General features: G+C 58.7%; 13 protein-coding genes. 6 read left to right on the top strand and 7 right to left on the bottom strand.

Annotated features, from left to right (window positions below; all coding sequences use genetic code 11):
* Window positions 1–33: 33 nt before the first annotated feature.
* Entirely contained in the window at window positions 34–996 is a 963-nt protein-coding gene (gene speB, locus AC1UKS_RS14690) for an agmatinase (RefSeq protein WP_482434230.1), read from the bottom strand.
* 128 nt (window positions 997–1,124) lie between these two features.
* On the opposite strand from speB, the gene AC1UKS_RS14685 reads away from it, so the two are divergent.
* From AC1UKS_RS14685 to ybiB, 3 genes are all read left to right on the top strand, one after another.
* On the top strand, window positions 1,125–2,024 hold the full coding sequence (locus AC1UKS_RS14685) for a LysR family transcriptional regulator (protein ID WP_265911851.1): 900 nt from the start codon (window positions 1,125–1,127) through the stop codon (window positions 2,022–2,024).
* Window positions 2,025–2,092: 68 nt separating this feature from the next.
* Window positions 2,093–4,255, top strand: coding sequence for an ATP-dependent DNA helicase DinG (dinG, locus tag AC1UKS_RS14680; RefSeq protein WP_482434228.1), 2,163 nt, complete (start codon window positions 2,093–2,095; stop codon window positions 4,253–4,255).
* 20 nt (window positions 4,256–4,275) lie between these two features.
* Window positions 4,276–5,247 carry a DNA-binding protein YbiB gene (gene ybiB / locus AC1UKS_RS14675; RefSeq protein ID WP_482434226.1) on the top strand — a complete coding sequence of 324 codons (972 nt, stop codon included), beginning with the start codon at window positions 4,276–4,278 and terminating at the stop codon, window positions 5,245–5,247.
* A 65-nt stretch (window positions 5,248–5,312) separates the two neighbouring features.
* On the opposite strand, the gene AC1UKS_RS14670 is transcribed toward ybiB, so the two are convergent.
* The 3 genes from AC1UKS_RS14670 to hutH all read right to left on the bottom strand — a co-directional run bounded on the left by AC1UKS_RS14670 (window position 5,313) and on the right by hutH (window position 9,863).
* A complete protein-coding gene (locus AC1UKS_RS14670; protein ID WP_265911853.1) occupies window positions 5,313–6,470 on the bottom strand; it encodes a M20 aminoacylase family protein in 1,158 nt (385 codons plus the stop codon).
* Between the two features lie 136 nt (window positions 6,471–6,606).
* Complete coding sequence (gene hutU, locus AC1UKS_RS14665) at window positions 6,607–8,292, bottom strand: urocanate hydratase (RefSeq protein ID WP_265911854.1); 1,686 nt, start codon at window positions 8,290–8,292, stop codon at window positions 6,607–6,609.
* Window positions 8,293–8,318: 26 nt separating this feature from the next.
* Complete coding sequence (gene hutH / locus AC1UKS_RS14660) at window positions 8,319–9,863, bottom strand: histidine ammonia-lyase (RefSeq protein WP_482434223.1); 1,545 nt, start codon at window positions 9,861–9,863, stop codon at window positions 8,319–8,321.
* A gap of 385 nt (window positions 9,864–10,248) precedes the next feature.
* On the opposite strand from hutH, the gene hutC (AC1UKS_RS14655) reads away from it, so the two are divergent.
* Window positions 10,249–11,004: a histidine utilization repressor gene (gene hutC, locus AC1UKS_RS14655; protein ID WP_013201440.1), complete on the top strand. Its 756-nt coding sequence runs from the start codon at window positions 10,249–10,251 to the stop codon at window positions 11,002–11,004.
* 562 nt (window positions 11,005–11,566) lie between these two features.
* Here hutC (AC1UKS_RS14655) and AC1UKS_RS14650 read toward each other — a convergent pair.
* Window positions 11,567–12,115, bottom strand: coding sequence for a HutD/Ves family protein (locus tag AC1UKS_RS14650; RefSeq protein WP_482434221.1), 549 nt, complete (start codon window positions 12,113–12,115; stop codon window positions 11,567–11,569).
* Window positions 12,112–13,467, bottom strand: coding sequence for a formimidoylglutamate deiminase (locus AC1UKS_RS14645; RefSeq protein ID WP_482437002.1), 1,356 nt, complete (start codon window positions 13,465–13,467; stop codon window positions 12,112–12,114). The genes AC1UKS_RS14650 and AC1UKS_RS14645 overlap by 4 nt, the downstream gene beginning before the upstream one ends.
* Before the next feature lie 76 nt (window positions 13,468–13,543).
* Between AC1UKS_RS14645 and hutI the strand changes: the two genes are divergently transcribed.
* Together hutI and hutG are read left to right on the top strand one after the other, a co-directional pair.
* A complete protein-coding gene (hutI, locus tag AC1UKS_RS14640; protein ID WP_482434219.1) occupies window positions 13,544–14,764 on the top strand; it encodes an imidazolonepropionase in 1,221 nt (406 codons plus the stop codon).
* Window positions 14,761–15,540 carry an N-formylglutamate deformylase gene (gene hutG / locus AC1UKS_RS14635; RefSeq protein ID WP_482434218.1) on the top strand — a complete coding sequence of 260 codons (780 nt, stop codon included), beginning with the start codon at window positions 14,761–14,763 and terminating at the stop codon, window positions 15,538–15,540. The genes hutI and hutG overlap by 4 nt, the downstream gene beginning before the upstream one ends.
* Window positions 15,541–15,579: 39 nt before the next feature.
* Here hutG and hutC (AC1UKS_RS14630) read toward each other — a convergent pair whose 3' ends face one another.
* Entirely contained in the window at window positions 15,580–16,308 is a 729-nt protein-coding gene (hutC, locus tag AC1UKS_RS14630; protein ID WP_482437000.1) for a histidine utilization repressor, read from the bottom strand.
* Window positions 16,309–16,616: the final 308 nt, after the last annotated feature.

The raw sequence follows: 16,616 nt of genomic DNA, 5'->3' as shown, positions 1-16,616 counted from the left end.
CTGACCTTATCAATGTGCCGACGCTGGGCGCCTTCAGTTGTATTTCACTCCGGGTAACACACAGAGCATTTCGTAGAGAATATTTGCTGCCAGCTGCGAGGTGGTGCCGCTGATATCATAAGGGGGCGAAACCTCAACCAGGTCAGCGCCAATCAGGTTCAGACCGCGGCATCCGCGCACAATCTCCAGCCCCTGAATCGAGGTTAAGCCGCCCACTTCCGGCGTGCCGGTGCCCGGTGCCCAGGCGGGATCGAAGCTGTCGATATCATAGGAAAGATAAACCGGGCCGCTGCCCATCTGCGCGCGAACCTCTGCCATCAGCGGTTCCATGGACTGATACCAGCATTTTTCGGCGGGTACCAGACGAAAACCCCGATCGACGCCCCACTGAAAATCGCCGGCATCGTAACCCTGCGCCCGCTGACCAATCTGGATCACCCGTGTGAGATCGAGTAATCCCTCTTCGACCGCCCGGCGGAAGGTGGTGCCATGCGCAATCTTCTCGCCAAACATGTCGTCGTTGGTATCAGTATGCGCATCGACATGGATAAGTCCTACCGGTCCGTGCTTTTTTACCAGCGCGCGCAGAACGGGCAGGGTCAGGGTGTGATCGCCCCCGAGCGTTAGCGGCACCAGCGGAAAGGCGTTCAGCCCGGTGTAGTAGTCTTCGATAATCTGTACGGATTTATGCAGATTATAGGTGTTGATCGGCACATCGCCGAGGTCAGCCACCCGCAGTGAATCAAACGGGGCCGCGCCGGTGGCCATGTTATACGGCCGGATCATCACCGAGTCCGCCCGAATCGCGCGCGGGCCATAACGGGTGCCTGCGCGCTGCGACGTGCCGATGTCCAGCGGGATGCCGACAAAGGCCGCATCCAGTCCAGCCGGCGTGTCGGCTGCCGGCAAGCGCATCATGGTGCCACGTCCGGCAAAGCGCGGCATATCGTTACCGCTTTGCGGCTGCGGGAAATCGGGATTATCAACAGGTTGCATCGGGTGCGCCTCCGGGCAGTCAGCAAATGAACCGCCATCATCTGTCGTACGGGCTTGTGAAAAAATCCCTGAGAGCAAATAATCAGTTCAGAAAATCCATAACTGATTGCCGCCCCTGAGGATCCGCCGTGAGTGCCACCCGTCTGCCCAACCTCAAGCTACTGACTATTTTCGCCACGGTGGCCCGCTGCCAGGGCTTTTCCCGCGCACAGCAGGAGCTGAATATGACCATGCCGGCGATCAGCGGTTATATGAGCGAACTGGAACAGCGGTTGGGATTTGTGCTGTGCCAGCGCGGACGCGGCGGATTTTCGTTAACCCCGCGCGGTGAACAGTTTTTGCAATACAGCCTGCAGCTGCTGGGCACGCTGTCCGACTTTGACCGCCAGGTTGAGGGGCTGAAAACCGAACAGGGCGGCGTTTTTTCGCTGGGGGTAGTGGATTCAGTCTCTACCGACACCCGGCTGGGGCTGGCGGAGAGCATCAATCAGTTCAGCGAGCGATTCCCGGCGGTGTACCTCAATCTTTCGGTTCGCGATCCCAATGAGCTGCAGCAGAAGGTGCTGGATAACCGCCTGGATCTGGCCATCGGTCATTTCCCGGTTAACGTCAATAACCTGGTAACGGTACCGCTGCATCACGAGCAGCACTGGCTGTACTGCAGTGACAGCCATCAGCTGTTTGACCAGCCGGATCTTGATGCGCTGGATCTGCATGATTATGGCTTTGTCACCCGCAGTTACTGGAATCAGGCCGAGCTGATGCGGCGCGGATTCAAGGCCAGCGCCGCCTCGGTGGAGAGTATTGAAGCGCAGCTGATCCTGATCCTCTCCGGGCGTTATATCGGCTATCTGCCGGAACACTGTGCGCGGCCCTGGGTGGAGAAAGGGCGGCTGAAACGGTTGTCTCCGCAGCATTTCAGCTATCAGGCCTCTTTCTCACTGATTTTCCGCCGTGGGCGCAGCCGGGAGACGCTGATCAGGGCCTTCCGCGATTTAGTAAAATTGCGTGCCGCGCCGACACAATAATCTAAGAAGGCTGACGTCAGCCTTATACTGTGTAAAAATACAGGCCGTTTCAGTAAAAAGTGGTTGTCATGGCGTTATCTGCCGCGTTAAAAACGCAAATTGCCGAATGGTATAAAGCCCTTCAGCAACAAATTCCCGATTTTATTCCCCGCGCCCCGCAACGGCAGATGATTGCCGAAGTGGCGAAAACGCTGTCGGGCGATGAGGGTCGCCATCTGGCGATTGAAGCGCCGACCGGCGTGGGGAAAACGCTCTCTTATCTGATCCCCGGCATCGCGGTCAGCCGTGACGAGAAGAAGCCGCTGGTGGTCAGTACCGCCAACGTGGCGCTGCAGGATCAGATTTACAGCAAGGATTTGCCGCTGCTGAAGAAAATCATTCCCGATCTGCAGTTCACGGCGGCCTTTGGCCGTGGGCGCTATGTCTGCCCGCGCAATCTGTCGGCGCTGGCCACCGATGAAGAAAAACAGGGCGATCTGCTGCTGTTTCTTGATGAGCAGATGACCGCCAGCAAGGATGAGCGCGCGCTGTGCACTACGCTGGAAAAAAACCTCAACCGCCATCAATGGGACGGCCTGCGCGATCACTGCGAAGACACCATTGAGGATTCCCTGTGGCAGCGCCTGAGCACCGATAAAGCCAACTGCCTGGCCAGCAACTGCCACTGGTTTCGTGAATGTCCGTTCTATGTTGCCCGCCGTGAGATTGAACATGCGGATGTGGTGGTCGCCAACCATGCGCTGGTGATGGCCGCGCTGGAAACCGAATCGGTGTTACCGCCACCGAAAAACCTGCTGCTGGTGCTGGATGAGGGCCATCATCTGCCGGACGTCGCCCGCGATGCGCTGGAAATGAGCGGCGAGATCACCCCGGGCTGGACCACCTTACAGCTCGATCTGTTCTGCCGTCTGGTGGAGCAGTGTATGGCGCAGTTCCAGCCAAAAAGGCCGCCGGGGCTCAGTAACCCTGAGCGGCTGAAAGCCCATTGCGAAGAGGTGCGTGAACAGCTTCAGCAGCTGTCACATATCCTCGCCCAGCTGCTGCCGCCCAATAATCAGGAAGGCGAATACCGCTTTGAAATGGGCTTGCTGCCGGAAGAGGTGCTGACGATCTGTGCGCGCCTGTTTAAGCTCAGCGACGGACTGCGCGGTCTGGCAGAAGCCTTGCTTAACGATTTGAGCGAAAAATCAGGTCAGTTTGATGTGGTCAGGTTGCATCGCACGCTGATCCAGATGAACAAGGCGTTGGGCTGGTTTGAAGCCAGCAGCAAACTGTGGCGGCTGGCGGCGATGGAAAAAGCCTCTGGCGCACCGGTGTCGAAATGGGCCACGCGCGAAATCCGTGAAGGCAATGCGCATCTGATGTTCCATTGCGCCGGGATCCGCGTCAGCGATCAGCTGGAGAAACTGCTGTGGCGCAAAATTCCCCATGTGGTGCTGACTTCCGCGACCTTGCGCTCGCTCAGCAGCTTCCAGCGTTTGCAGGAGATGTCCGGCCTGACGGAGAAGGTCGGCGATCGTTTTGTCGCCCTGGATTCACCGTTTAACCATATTGACCAGGGCAAGCTGGTGATCCCACAGATGCAGTTCGAGCCGATGCTGGCGAATGAGGTGAAGCATCTGGCGGAGATGGCGCACTTTTTCCGCGATCAAATTAAGCAGGCGAAGCACAAAGGCATCCTGGTGCTGTTCGCCAGCGGCCGCGCCATGCAGCAGTTCCTCGCTTATATTCCTGAGCTGCGGCTGATGATGCTGGTGCAGGGCGATAGGCCGCGTCCGGCGCTGGTGGCCTTGCACCGCAAGCGCGTTGAGCAGGGTGAAACCAGCATTCTGGTTGGCCTGCAGTCGTTTGCCGAAGGTCTGGATCTGAAAGGCAATTTGCTGTCCCAGGTGCATATTCATAAAATTGCTTTCCCCCCGGTGGACAGTCCGGTTATTTTGACCGAGGGCGAATGGCTGAAAAGCCTGAAGCGCTACCCGTTTGAAGTGCAGAGTCTGCCCAGCGCCTCCTTTAATCTGATTCAACAAGTGGGCAGGCTGATCCGCAGCCATGAATGTTTTGGCGAGATCGTGATTTACGACCGCCGTTTACTGAGCAAAAGCTACGGCGCCCGTTTGCTGGGGGCGCTTCCGGTCTTCCCGATCGAGCAACCTGCCATGCCGGAAGGGGCGCTGCCAAAAGCCAGTCCGGCCCTCAGCGGTAAGAAACCTGCCGCCCGTCGTCGTCGCTAACCACCGAACAGAGTAGAAGCATGGAATATAACAAGATCATCAAAGAAGTTGGGCGCGGTAAAAACCATGCCCGTGATATCGATTTTGCCACCGCCCGCGATCTCTATCGCCAGATGTTGGCGGGAGCGGTGCCGGATCTGGAACTTGGCGGCATTTTGATTGCCCTGCGCATCAAAGGCGAAGGCGAAGAAGAGATGCTCGGCTTTTATCAGGCGATGCAGGAACGGGTGATGCAGCTGACGCCGCCGGCCAATCAGCCGATGCCGGTGGTGATCCCCAGCTACAACGGCGCGCGCAAACAGGGAAACCTGACGCCGCTGCTGGCGCTGTTGTTAAGCAGGCTCGGTTTTCCGGTGGTGGTCCATGGCGTGAGCGACGATCCGACCCGCATTACCAGCGAAGCGATTTTTGCGGCATTAGACGTGCCAGCGGTGCACAACGCTGAACAGGCCCAGGCGAAACTGGCGCAGGGCGAACTGGTGTTTATGACCGTCGCCACGCTGTGTGAACCGCTGGATCGTCAGCTGTCGCTGCGCTGGAAGATGGGCGTGCGTAACAGCGCGCACACGCTGGCCAAGCTGGCGACGCCGTTTGCGGAAGACGCGGCGCTGCGCCTCTCCAGCGTGTCCCATCCTGAGTACATTCCCCGCGTCGGCACGTTTTTCCAGGCGATTGGCGGTCGTGCGCTGTTGCTGAACGGTACCGAAGGCGAGGTGTACGCCAATCCCCAGCGTTTCCCGGCCATCAGCCTGATCAATGGCTGCGAACCGCAACTGATGCTGCCGCGTCAGGATGAGGTGATTACCGACCGTGATGCGCTGCCGGAAGCGAAAGATGCCGACACCACTGCCGCCTGGATCACCCGCTGCCTGAATCGTGAGGTTGCGGTGCCGGAAGCGCTGCGCCAGCAGATCGCCTGCTGTTATGTCGCCACCGGTCGGGCGGCGGATATCGCCGAGGGGTTAGTGCAAATCGACGCTGCCGGATATTAAGCGCGACGTCGCGGGAAGTGTTGCGTGACAGAGATTCGGGCGGAGGGTTTCCGCCCAACGTCAGCTTAACGCAGAGGCAGTAAACGCTCGGCCAGCGCGGTCCACAGCGAAATGCCTTCGCTAATCAGCTGGTCGTTAAAATCGTAATGGGCATTGTGTAACGGTCTGGATGGCGTCTCGCCATCTGCGCCAATCCAGAAGTAGGCACCCGGACAGACGTCGAGCATACAGGCGAAGTCTTCCGATGCCATCGACGGACTGACTTCCCAATGCACCCGCTCAGCCGGCAGCAGCGCCAGCGCACAGTCGCGCACCTTCGCCGCTTCCGCCGCATTGTTACGCGTCACCGGATAATCCGTCAGATACTCAATGCTGCCTTCAATGCCCATCGGCGCGGTAAAGGTGGTAACGAATTCATCAATCATCTTGCGCACTTTGCTTCGGACATCCCCTTGCAGACAGCGCAGGGTGCCGCGCAGCACCACATTCTCCGGGATGACGTTGATCGCTTCACCGCCGGCAATCTGGGTGATGCTGACTACCGCAGACGCCAGCGGCGACAGGCGTCGGGCCGGAATGGTTTGCAGTGCGAGGATCAGCTGGGCGGCAGCCACAATCGGATCCGCGCCGTTTTCAGGCATCGCCGCATGGCAACTTCTGCCATGCAGGGTAATTTCGAAGGCATCCAGCGAGGCCATCATCGCGCCGCTGTTAACCGCCAGATGACCGACCGGCAAGCCGGGCCAGTTATGCAGGCCGTAGATTGCATCCATCGGGAACAGCTCAAACAGGCCATCCGCAACCATTTTGCGGGCGCCGCCGAGATTCTCTTCCGCCGGCTGAAAAACAAAGTGCACCGTACCGCTAAACTGGCGGGTTTCACTCAGATGTTTTGCGGCGGCCAGCAGCATGGCGGTATGGCCATCATGACCACAGGCGTGCATCACGCCTGGCTGGGTGGAACGCCATTCGGCATTGCCCAGCTCGGTGATCGGCAGGGCGTCCATATCGGCACGGAAACCAATCGTCGGCCCGGGGCCGTTTTCCAGCGAGCCCACCACGCCAGTGCCGGCCAGGCCGGTATGCACCTGCAAGCCAAATTCCCGCAGCAGTTCAGCCACTTTGCGGGAAGTCTGATGTTCCTGGTAGCCCAGTTCCGGCAGAGCATGCAGCTCTTTACGCCAGCGGGTGGCTTGTTCAATCAGCGAAACGGGGATTGCCATAACGTCCTCTCCTCTGCGGGCTGTCATTCCTGATATCTGGCTGATTTAAGGTAGCATAAAATGGCGGGCAGAAATGGCGTGCTGTGCTGATGGCGAAAAAATGAAACAGGCCGGGCAGGGCGCCCGGCCTTCAGGTCTAGCGAATCATCGGCAGGTTCAGTTCGTGCTTCGCGGCACATTCCTGCGCCAGTTCATAACCCGCATCCGCATGACGCATCACGCCGGTTGCCGGATCGTTCCATAATACGCGGCCCAGACGCTTATCAGCCTCTGCGGTACCATCGGCAACAATCACCACGCCCGCATGTTGTGAGAAGCCCATACCAACGCCACCGCCGTGGTGCAGGCTGACCCAGGTCGCGCCGCCCGCGGTATTCAGCAGTGCGTTCAGCAGCGGCCAGTCGGAAACGGCGTCAGAACCGTCTTTCATCGCTTCCGTTTCCCGGTTTGGCGAGGCGACTGAGCCACAGTCCAGATGGTCACGACCAATCACCACCGGCGCTTTCAGTTCGCCATTGCGCACCATTTCGTTAAAGGCCAGACCGGCAAGGTGACGCTCGCCCAGTCCCAGCCAGCAGATACGGGCTGGCAAGCCCTGGAAGGCAATGCGCTCCTGCGCCATATCCAGCCAGCGGTGCAGGTTTTTGTGATCCGGGAACAGCTCTTTCAGTTTGGCATCGGTCTTGTAGATATCTTCCGGGTCGCCAGACAGCGCTACCCAGCGGAACGGACCTTTGCCTTCACAGAACAGCGGACGGATATACGCCGGGACAAAGCCTGGGAAATCGAAGGCATTTTTGACCCCTTCTTCCAGCGCCACCTGGCGAATATTGTTGCCGTAGTCGACGGTAGGAATGCCCATATGGCAGAAGTCGAGCATCGCCTGCACATGCACCGCCATCGAGGCACGGGCGGCTTTCGCCACCGCTTTAGGATCGGATTTGCGGGTCTGTTCCCACTGCTCAACGCGCCAGCCCACTGGCAGGTAGCCGTTGATTGGGTCATGGGCCGAGGTCTGATCGGTCACGATATCCGGCTTCATGCCGCCGGCTTTGGCGCGTTTCACCAGTTCGGGCAGGATTTCAGCGGCGTTGCCCAGCAGGCCAACGGAGATCGCGCGTTTTTCTTTGTTGGCACTGTCGATCATCGCCAGCGCTTCATCGAGGCTGGTGGCTTTAAAGTCGACATAGCGGGTGCGCAGACGGAAGTCGATACGCGATTCCTGGCACTCAACGGCCAGTACCGACGCACCCGCCAGCACGCCAGCCAGCGTTTGCGCGCCGCCCATGCCACCCAGCCCTGCGGTCAGTATCCATTTACCGCTCAGGTCGCCGTTGTAATGCTGACGGCCGGCTTCAACGAAGGTTTCGAAGGTGCCCTGCACGATGCCCTGGGCACCGATGTAGATCCAGGAACCGGCGGTCATCTGGCCGTACATCATCAGGCCGGCTTTATCCAGCTCGTGGAAGTGGTCCCAGGTGGCCCAGTGCGGCACCAGGTTGGAGTTGGCGATCAGCACGCGCGGTGCGTCAGCATGGGTACGGAACACGCCGACCGGTTTGCCGGACTGCACCAGCAGCGTCTCTTCCGGTTGCAGGGCTTTCAGCGAGCGCAGGATCTGCTCGAAGCACTCCCAGTTACGGGCCGCTTTCCCGATGCCGCCGTAGACCACCAAATCTTCCGGGCGTTCTGCCACGTCGGGATCGAGGTTGTTTTGGATCATGCGGTAGGCCGCTTCAATCAGCCAGTTGGCACAGTTAAGTTCGCTACCATGAGGGGCACGCACTTCGCGCGCCACGGCTTTGCTTACGTTGTCACTCATTTTTCAGTCCTTAATTTTGGGGTTGCTTAACGTGCTGCACTGGGTAAAAGGGCGGCAACTGGCTGCGGCCAGCTGTCGCTGCTTGCCCATAACCGCATTTGTTCAATATCCGGGGCCATCAGGCGATCTTTGTCGAGGAAGGCGACGCGTTCGCGCAGGGCAGAGAGTTCCTGCTCAATCAGCGGAGAGCTTTTCAGCGGGCGATGGAAGTCGATGCCCTGCGCGGCCGCCATCGCTTCAATGCCGACCACCGCCGAGGTGTTAAAGCACATCGCACCGAGGCGTCGGGCGGCATAGGTTGCCATCGAGACGTGGTCTTCCTGGTTTGCCGAGGTAGGCAGGCTGTCGACGCTGCCAGGGTGCGCCAGGGATTTGTTTTCCGAGGCCAGCGCGGCCGCGGTGACCTGGGCAATCATAAAGCCGGAGTTGACGCCGCCATCGTTGACGAGGAACGGTGGCAGGCCGGACAGGCCGGTATCCAGCAGCAGCGCCATGCGGCGTTCGGAGATTGCGCCAATTTCGGCAATCGCCAGCGCCAGGATATCGGCGGCAAAAGCAACGGGTTCAGCATGGAAGTTACCGCCGGAGATCACATCGCCGGTATCGCTGAACACCAGCGGGTTATCCGAAGCCGCATTGGCTTCAATTTGCAGGATTTTGGCGGCGTGGGTCAGGTTATCCAGGCAGGCGCCCATCACCTGTGGCACGCAGCGAATGGAGTAGGGATCCTGCACCCGGCCGCAGTTGGCGTGCGAAGGGAGGATTTCACTGCCTTCCAGCAGCGCAGTGACGGCGGCGGCCACGGCGATTTGCCCCAGCTGACCGCGCGCTTCATGGATGCGGCTGTCGTAAGGTTTAATCGATCCCTTAATGGCTTCCAGCGACAGCGCGCCGGCAACCAGTCCGGCAGCAAAGGCTTTTTCGCCTTCGAACAGGCCGCGCAGGGCCAGTGCGGTCGACACCTGGGTGCCGTTTAGCAGTGCCAGGCCTTCTTTTGGTCCCAGCACAAACGGTTGCAGGCCGGCCAGCGCCAGGCCTTCCGTCGCCGGGATCAGTTTGCCTTCAAACCGCACTTCACCTTCGCCCAGCAGCATCAGGGAGAGGTGCGCCAGCGGTGCGAGGTCGCCTGACGCGCCCACCGATCCTTTCTCGGGAATGCAGGGCATCACGCCGGCGTTAAACAGGGCCAGCAGGCCGTCGATCAGTTCGATGCGCACGCCTGAATGGCCGCGCGCCAGGCTGATGATTTTGGTCGCCATCACCACGCGCACCACGTCATCGGGCAGCAGGTCACCCAGGCCGACGCTGTGCGAGAGCACCAGGTTGCGTTGCAGTTCCGCCAGGCGTTCAGCCGGGATAGAGGTTTGCGCCAGTTTGCCGAAGCCGGTGTTGATGCCGTAGGTTACCTTGCCAGAATTAACGATGGCTTCGACGGTGGCGCGGGCCTCAAGGATTTTTGCGCGGGCGCTGTCATCCAGCGAGAGGTGAACCTCACCGTGATAGATGCGTTTCAGCATCGCCAACTCAACCTTACCGGGGATCAGGTGGCAGAGATGCGGGGTGGCTGACATGGTATACTCCTGTATAGACAAGTTCGTAGGGTATCAACCCTTTTTCAGGGATGCCGTTGCCATTGGGCAGCGGGGGCTTAACAGGTCACTTTCTGCAGTGAAGCAGATGTGTATAGTCTTGTCTATACAATTAGCAATGCTTGTGCCAGTTCGATCACAAAACTTTCTGTCTGTGGTGAAATTCATCTCAGGTGCGGTGGCGGCGGGCTTCAGGGCCGGATCCGCGTGGTTGCTGGGTTGCTGGTGTTTTTAATCGAGTTAGGGGTCACGCGCTATTTTGAAGCACGCTGCTCCATTGCAGTGCAGTGGTTGCCCCTCAGATGTATATACATTTGGGTAGGTTAACAGTAAACTGGCGAAAGTATTTTCATTAAGGAAGCAATTTATGGTCGAGCAGACTGCCATTTCTCAACTCTCAGCCGCCATGAGCGATCAGCCTGCGCCGATTTATCAGCGGGTGAAGCAGGCGATCGTCAGCCAGATTACGGAAGGCGTATGGAAGTCGAATCAGCGGGTGCCGTCTGAGAGCGAGTTGGTGAATGAGCTTGGCGTCAGCCGGATGACCATAAATCGGGCGTTGCGTGAGCTGACCAGCGAAGGCTATTTGATCCGCATGCAGGGTGTCGGCACTTTTGTGGCCGAGTCGAAAGGCTACACGGCGATGTTGGAAGTGCACAATATTGCCGAGGAGATTGCCCAGCGCGGCCATCGTCACAGTTGCAAGATTGTGGCATTACGGGAAATCAAGGCCGATCCTGAGCAGGCTTCAGTATTGGGTTTGAGCACCGGTAATGCGGTGTTTCATTCGGTGATTGTGCATTTCGAGAACGATCTGGCCGTTCAGTTGGAGGACCGGTTGGTGAATCCGCTGGTGGCGCCGGATTATTTGCAGCAGGATTTCACCGCGCAAACCCCCTACACCTATTTGATGCGCGTCGCGCCATTAACGGCGGGTGAGCACATTGTCGAAGCGGTATTGCCGAATCGTCAGCAGTGTACGTCGTTGGCGATAGAGGCCAATGAACCCTGTTTGTTAATCCGTCGTCAGACATGGAGTGACGCGAAGATCGTGACCTACGCCAAGCTGTTATACCCCGGCTCGCGCTATAAGTTGCTGGGGCGTTTTAAGGGGCACGGCTAGGTTTACTAAGGTCAAAACCGGGTTCGGTGTAAGTCTTCAGTCAAGGTCAAAACCGGGTTGGGTGTATGGCGTCCGCACAGAGCGGGTTATCCGAGACGCCGTGAACCCATCCCTGGGGGCTTGGATGCCGCATCCCTGCGGCATACACTCGGCTAACCCGCTCTGTGCTACCGCCCACTAACTTCAATGTTTTCGGATGGTTTGGTGAACGCACAGGTCAACATCCAAACGCGGAAAGGTTTTGACCTGTGCGTCCCGAATTAACTCTTCGACGCTGAAGCTAAAAAGAAGAAAGACTTGAGGGAGATGGGTCTTGACCTGTGCGTCCCCAATTAACCATTCGACGCTGAAGCTTAAGGGAAGGGAGAGAGGGGTGATAAGCAAAGCATCGGCGACAGGGATGTCGCCGCTGAGCCCCAGGGATGGGTTCACGGCGACTTTGTGTTCACCCCTCTCTCCCCGACCTTGCCACCAAGACACCAAGACACCAAGACGACTTACAGAATAGCAGCCACAAACTCTCCCAGACCTTGCCACCAATACCCCCAGCCGACTTATCTAACTACCTCTGCCTGATCTCCGTCAACAGCAACCCGGCATCCGACGATCCCGGTGCCAGCGGCTCACCGTTTTGCGGCCACCAGACGCCCTGACCCTGTTGCAAACGGCGGTCGCCAACCACCCATTCTCCGGCTAACACATAGGCGACGCCGGCGGTTTCGGCAGCAGGAAAAATACTTTCGCTGACTAACCGCACCGCTGCCTGATGCGTTTCCCGTCGGGTCATCACGTTGAAGTCACTGCTTACGCCACCGATTAACCGTGATGCAATCTCATCTTCACCCGCGAACACAAATGGCTGATTGCGCAATAACAGCTGCTGATACTTGCCCCGGGCATTCAGCTCCACACCGTCGCCGTCCAGCAGCGTGATCACCCGATCGATGCCGGGAAACAGGGAAAAATCCCCGTCCTGGGCGATGGTGGCAATGCTGATGCGCCAGCTGAACGCCTCGGCAGCAGGCGGGAAGCTGATGATCTCCCGCGTTTCGCCGCCGCCATTGCGCCAGCGGCTGACCGGCAAGGTCTGAATGTCAAAGAAATGGATCATTTCAGCGCCTCAACCACAGCACGGAATGCCGCATCGATTTGCGGCTGATCGGCATGCTTACCGTCCGCAATTACCTGTTTACCAGCAACAAATACGTCCTGAATCTGCCCCCGATGCCCGGCAAACAGCCAGCGGTTCAACAGCGAAGCGTCTGCTGTGCTTCCCAATAAGGCATCATCGGCCAACACCAGCCAGTCGGCCCGGTATCCTTGTGCCAGCTGGCCCATCTTCACACCACAGGCCTGCGCGCCGCCTGCCAGCGACTGACGGTAAAGCAGATCGCCAACCGAGGTTTGTTCTGGGGTGACAATGCGGTTGCGACGACGATCGCGCAGCCGTTGACCGTATTCGAGCAGACGTAACTCCTCAACGACATCCAGTGAAACGTGACTGTCGGAACCAATGCCCCATCGGCCGCCAAGGGCAATATAGTCGGTGGCTGGGAAAATCCCGTCACCGAGATTGGCTTCGGTGGTCGGGCAAAGACCGGCGACCGCCTTGCTGGCGGCGAGACGGGAAACCTCGTACTCGTCGAGATGAGTGGCGTGGATCAGACACCAGCGCGCATCCACAGCAAAACGATTGAGCAGCCAGCTGACCGGGCGTTCGCCGCTCCACGCCAGACTGTCAGCCACCTCTTTTTCCTGCTCGGCAACGTGAATATGTACCGGCAGACTGTCCGGCAGGGCGGCCAGCACCTCACGCATCTGCGGTTCGCTGACCGCACGCAGGGAGTGGAAGCAAATCCCCTGATTATGCAGCGGCTTGTCGGCGAGCAGCTCAGCCAACTGCTGCTGCTGACGCAAATAACCGGCGGTATCCTGAATAAAGCGCTTCTGGCCCGGCTGCGGCGGCTGCGCACCAAAACCGGCATAGCTGTAGAGAACCGGCAGCATGGTCTGACCGATACCGACGTGGCCGGCGGCGGCAATCAGCTGCTGCAACATCTGATCCTGCGGATAGGGCGTGCCGTTGGTGTGATGGTGCAGATAATGGAATTCAGCGACCTGGGTATAGCCGCCTTTCAGCATGTCGACATAAAGATGGGCGGCGATGGCACCAACCTGCTCAGGCGAGAGCCGCTGCACCATGCGATACATTAAATCGCGCCAGGTCCAGAAACTGTCCTGCGGGTCGCCGGCCACTTCAGCCAGCCCGGCCATCACGCGCTGGAAGGCATGAGAATGCAGGTTTGCCATCGCCGGGATCACCGCGCCATTCAGGCGTTCGGCGTCGCCTTCGGCGGCATTTGGCGTGAGCTTCTGAATAAATCCAGCGTCGTCGACTTCAATCAAAACATCGTGATGCCAACCGTCCACCAGCAGGACGCGCGGCGCAAAATAGCGAGCCATCATGGTTGCTTCCCAGGCAATGTAGTTGTATATACATATACATACTTATGAATCAACAGTAAAGTCGGGAGAGAAGATGAGCGGTGAACTTCGCTGTGACAGCCTGTGGTACGGTGCCGATATCGTGACGATGCAGGAGGGCAAGTATAGCATCATCCCGAACGGGGCTATCGCGGTGCGTCAGGACAGGATCGTCTGGATTGGCCCGTGGAAAGAGACAAAACATATTCGCGCCGATATCCATAACAAACTGGATGGCGGCATCATCACGCCTGGTTTCGTCGATTGCCATACGCATCTGGTGTTCGGCGGCGACCGCAGCCACGAGTTCGAACAACGTCTCAATGGCGTCAGCTACAGCGAAATTGCGGCGCAGGGCGGGGGGATCATCTCCACAGTCACCGCCACCCGCAAAGCCTCGCTCGAGGAACTGGTGGCCAGTGCCAGCTGGCGGCTCGAAAGGCTGCTGGCGGAAGGCGTTACCACCGTTGAGATCAAATCCGGTTACGGGCTGGACCAGGAGAGTGAACTGCGGATGCTGAAAGCGATCCGTCAGCTGGCAAAGATCCATCCGGTGCAGATTCGCTCGACCTGCCTGGCCGCTCACGCCACCCCACCTGAATTCAAATCCGATCCTGATGGCTGGATCACGCTGATCTGCGAACAGCTGCTGCCGCAGGTCGCCCGCGAAAAACTCGCCGATGCGGTGGACGCCTTCTGCGAGCACCTGGCGTTCTCGCCTGCCCAGGTCACCCGCGTGTTTGAGGCCGCACAACGGCTGGGGATGCCGGTGAAACTGCATGCCGAACAGCTCTCTTCCCTCGGTGGGAGTTCGCTGGCGGCGAAGTTTAACGCGCTCTCTGCTGACCACCTGGAATATGCCACCGAAGCGGATGTGGCCGCGATGGCCGCAAGCGGCACGGTGGCGGTCTTGCTGCCCGGCGCTTTCTACCTGCTGCGTGAAAAACAGGTGCCGCCGGTGGCGCTGTTCCGCCAGTACCAGGTGCCGATGGCGCTGGCCAGCGATGCCAATCCGGGCACCTCGCCCGCGCTGTCATTACGCCTGATGCTCAATATGGGCTGCACGCTGTTCGGCATGACGCCGGAAGAAGCGCTGGCGGGAGCCACGCTGCACGGCGCAAGGGCGCTGGGACTGGCGGATACGCAGGGATCGCTTGAGACCGGCAAATACGCTGATTTCGTACACTGGCCGCTCAAGCGCCCGGCGGAACTGGTTTACTGGCTTGGCGGGCAATTGCCTTGTCAGGTGATCTTCAGAGGAGAGGCAATTCGATGAAACCATTTGAGTTTACCCAGGGTTCGCTACCCTTACTGGTCAGCATCCCGCATGCCGGCACCGCACTGACACCGGAAGTCGAACTGGGCCTGAGTGACGCGGCTAGCGGCCTGCCGGACACCGACTGGCATATCCCCCAGCTGTATGATTTTGTCCGTGAGATGGGTGCCAGCGTGCTGGTGGCCAACTATTCCCGTTTTGTTATCGACATGAACCGACCGCCGGACAACGAGGCGCTGTACACCACCGCCACTACCGGGCTCTATCCCGAAACGCTGTTTGACGGTACGCCAACCTTCAAGCCCGGCATGACGCCGAGCGATGCGCAGCGGCAGGGCTATCTGGCGACTATCTGGACGCCGTACCATCAGCAAATCCAAAAAGAGCTGGCGCGTATTAAGCAGAAGTTTGGCTATGCGCTGCTGTTTGATGCGCACTCGATCGCCTCGGTGATCCCGCGTCTGTTCGACGGGCAGCTGCCGGATGTGAATCTGGGTACCAATGGCGGCCTGAGCTGCAGCCCGGCCATCGCTGAAGGGTTGACGGAGATTTGTGCCGCGCAGTCCAGCTTCAGCTGGGTGATGAACGGGCGTTTTAAGGGCGGCTATATCACCCGCGCTTACGGTAAGCCGGAAGAAAATCAGCATGCGGTGCAGCTGGAGCTGGCCCAGTGCAATTACATGGATGAGACGCCGCCGTTTAACTGGCGCGGCGATAAGGCCAGCACGCTGCAACCGCTGCTGAAGCAACTTATCGACCGTATGCTAAAGCGCTAACCTCAATAGGCTGTTAAATCAGCAGGCCAGCTTAATCCCCTAATTCTGCGGCTGGAAACGGCCAAACATCTTATAGCGCGCGCCCGGGTACAGCAGGCGTGCGCAGGTCACTACCGCCTGCTGATGCCAGGTGCGGCGCTGAATTTGCAGACAGGGCTCACCCGCCGCAATCTGCAGCAACTGCCGCTCCTCTTCCGTGGCGCTCACCGCTTCCACCACATGTTCACCGGCGGTTAATGGCGCAATCCTCGTCAGATAAGCAAAGGGCGTTCCCTGGGTAAAATCCTGCTGAAGATAGTCAGGGGCGACCCGCGGATTAACCTGACGATCCTCTAACTGCACCGGTATCTCGTTATCAAAATGGATAATGCGCGAGTGAAACAGGACTGCCCCGACGCTGATGCCCAGCGCCTGGGCGGCGACAAACTCGGCCTTGTCTTCACGCAGGAACAGCACCTCGCTGGCGTGACGATGGCCCCGGCTGGCAATCTCATCGGCAATGTTATGCACCTCCAACATCGGCGTGAACGCCTTTAATTCGGCGACAAACGTGCCGACGCCCTGCAGGCGCATCAGAAACCCTTCGCTGGTCAACTCCCGCAGCGCACGGTTGATGGTCATTCTGCTGACGCCCAGTTCCACCACCATTTCACTTTCCGAGGGAACGCGCTGATGGGGTTGCCAGTGTCCGGCGCGGATCAGATTGATGATGCCTTGTTTGACCTGTTGATAGAGCGGGGCGGGTTCATTGCTGAGCAGGGTAATCATCTCGGAGAGCGCTTTGTGGTCTGACACTGCGGATACCTTTTTGCGGGCTGAGGAGAAAGTGTACACAGTGTATCTGACTGTACAACAGACATTTTTTGCCATCGTTGGCAGGCTTTAACCGTGCACTTTTGGTGCATATTGCCTTCTTCTGGTGCAATTAAGGGACGTTGCGGCGGGGCTAAGCGGCTGTTTTTGGTCGGAGGTTTGTTGTTTTACCGGAGGTTATCCGGTGAGGGTGAAAATGGCATAAAAATTGCTCTGGTTGTATGTACAAGACATAACAACTGCTGACAACAAGTCATTAACAT

Source organism: Erwinia sp. AK-PDG3-5 (assembly GCF_056821705.1).
Note: the sequence above shows the minus strand (reverse complement) of the source record. Positions and strands in the feature narration are given on the sequence as shown.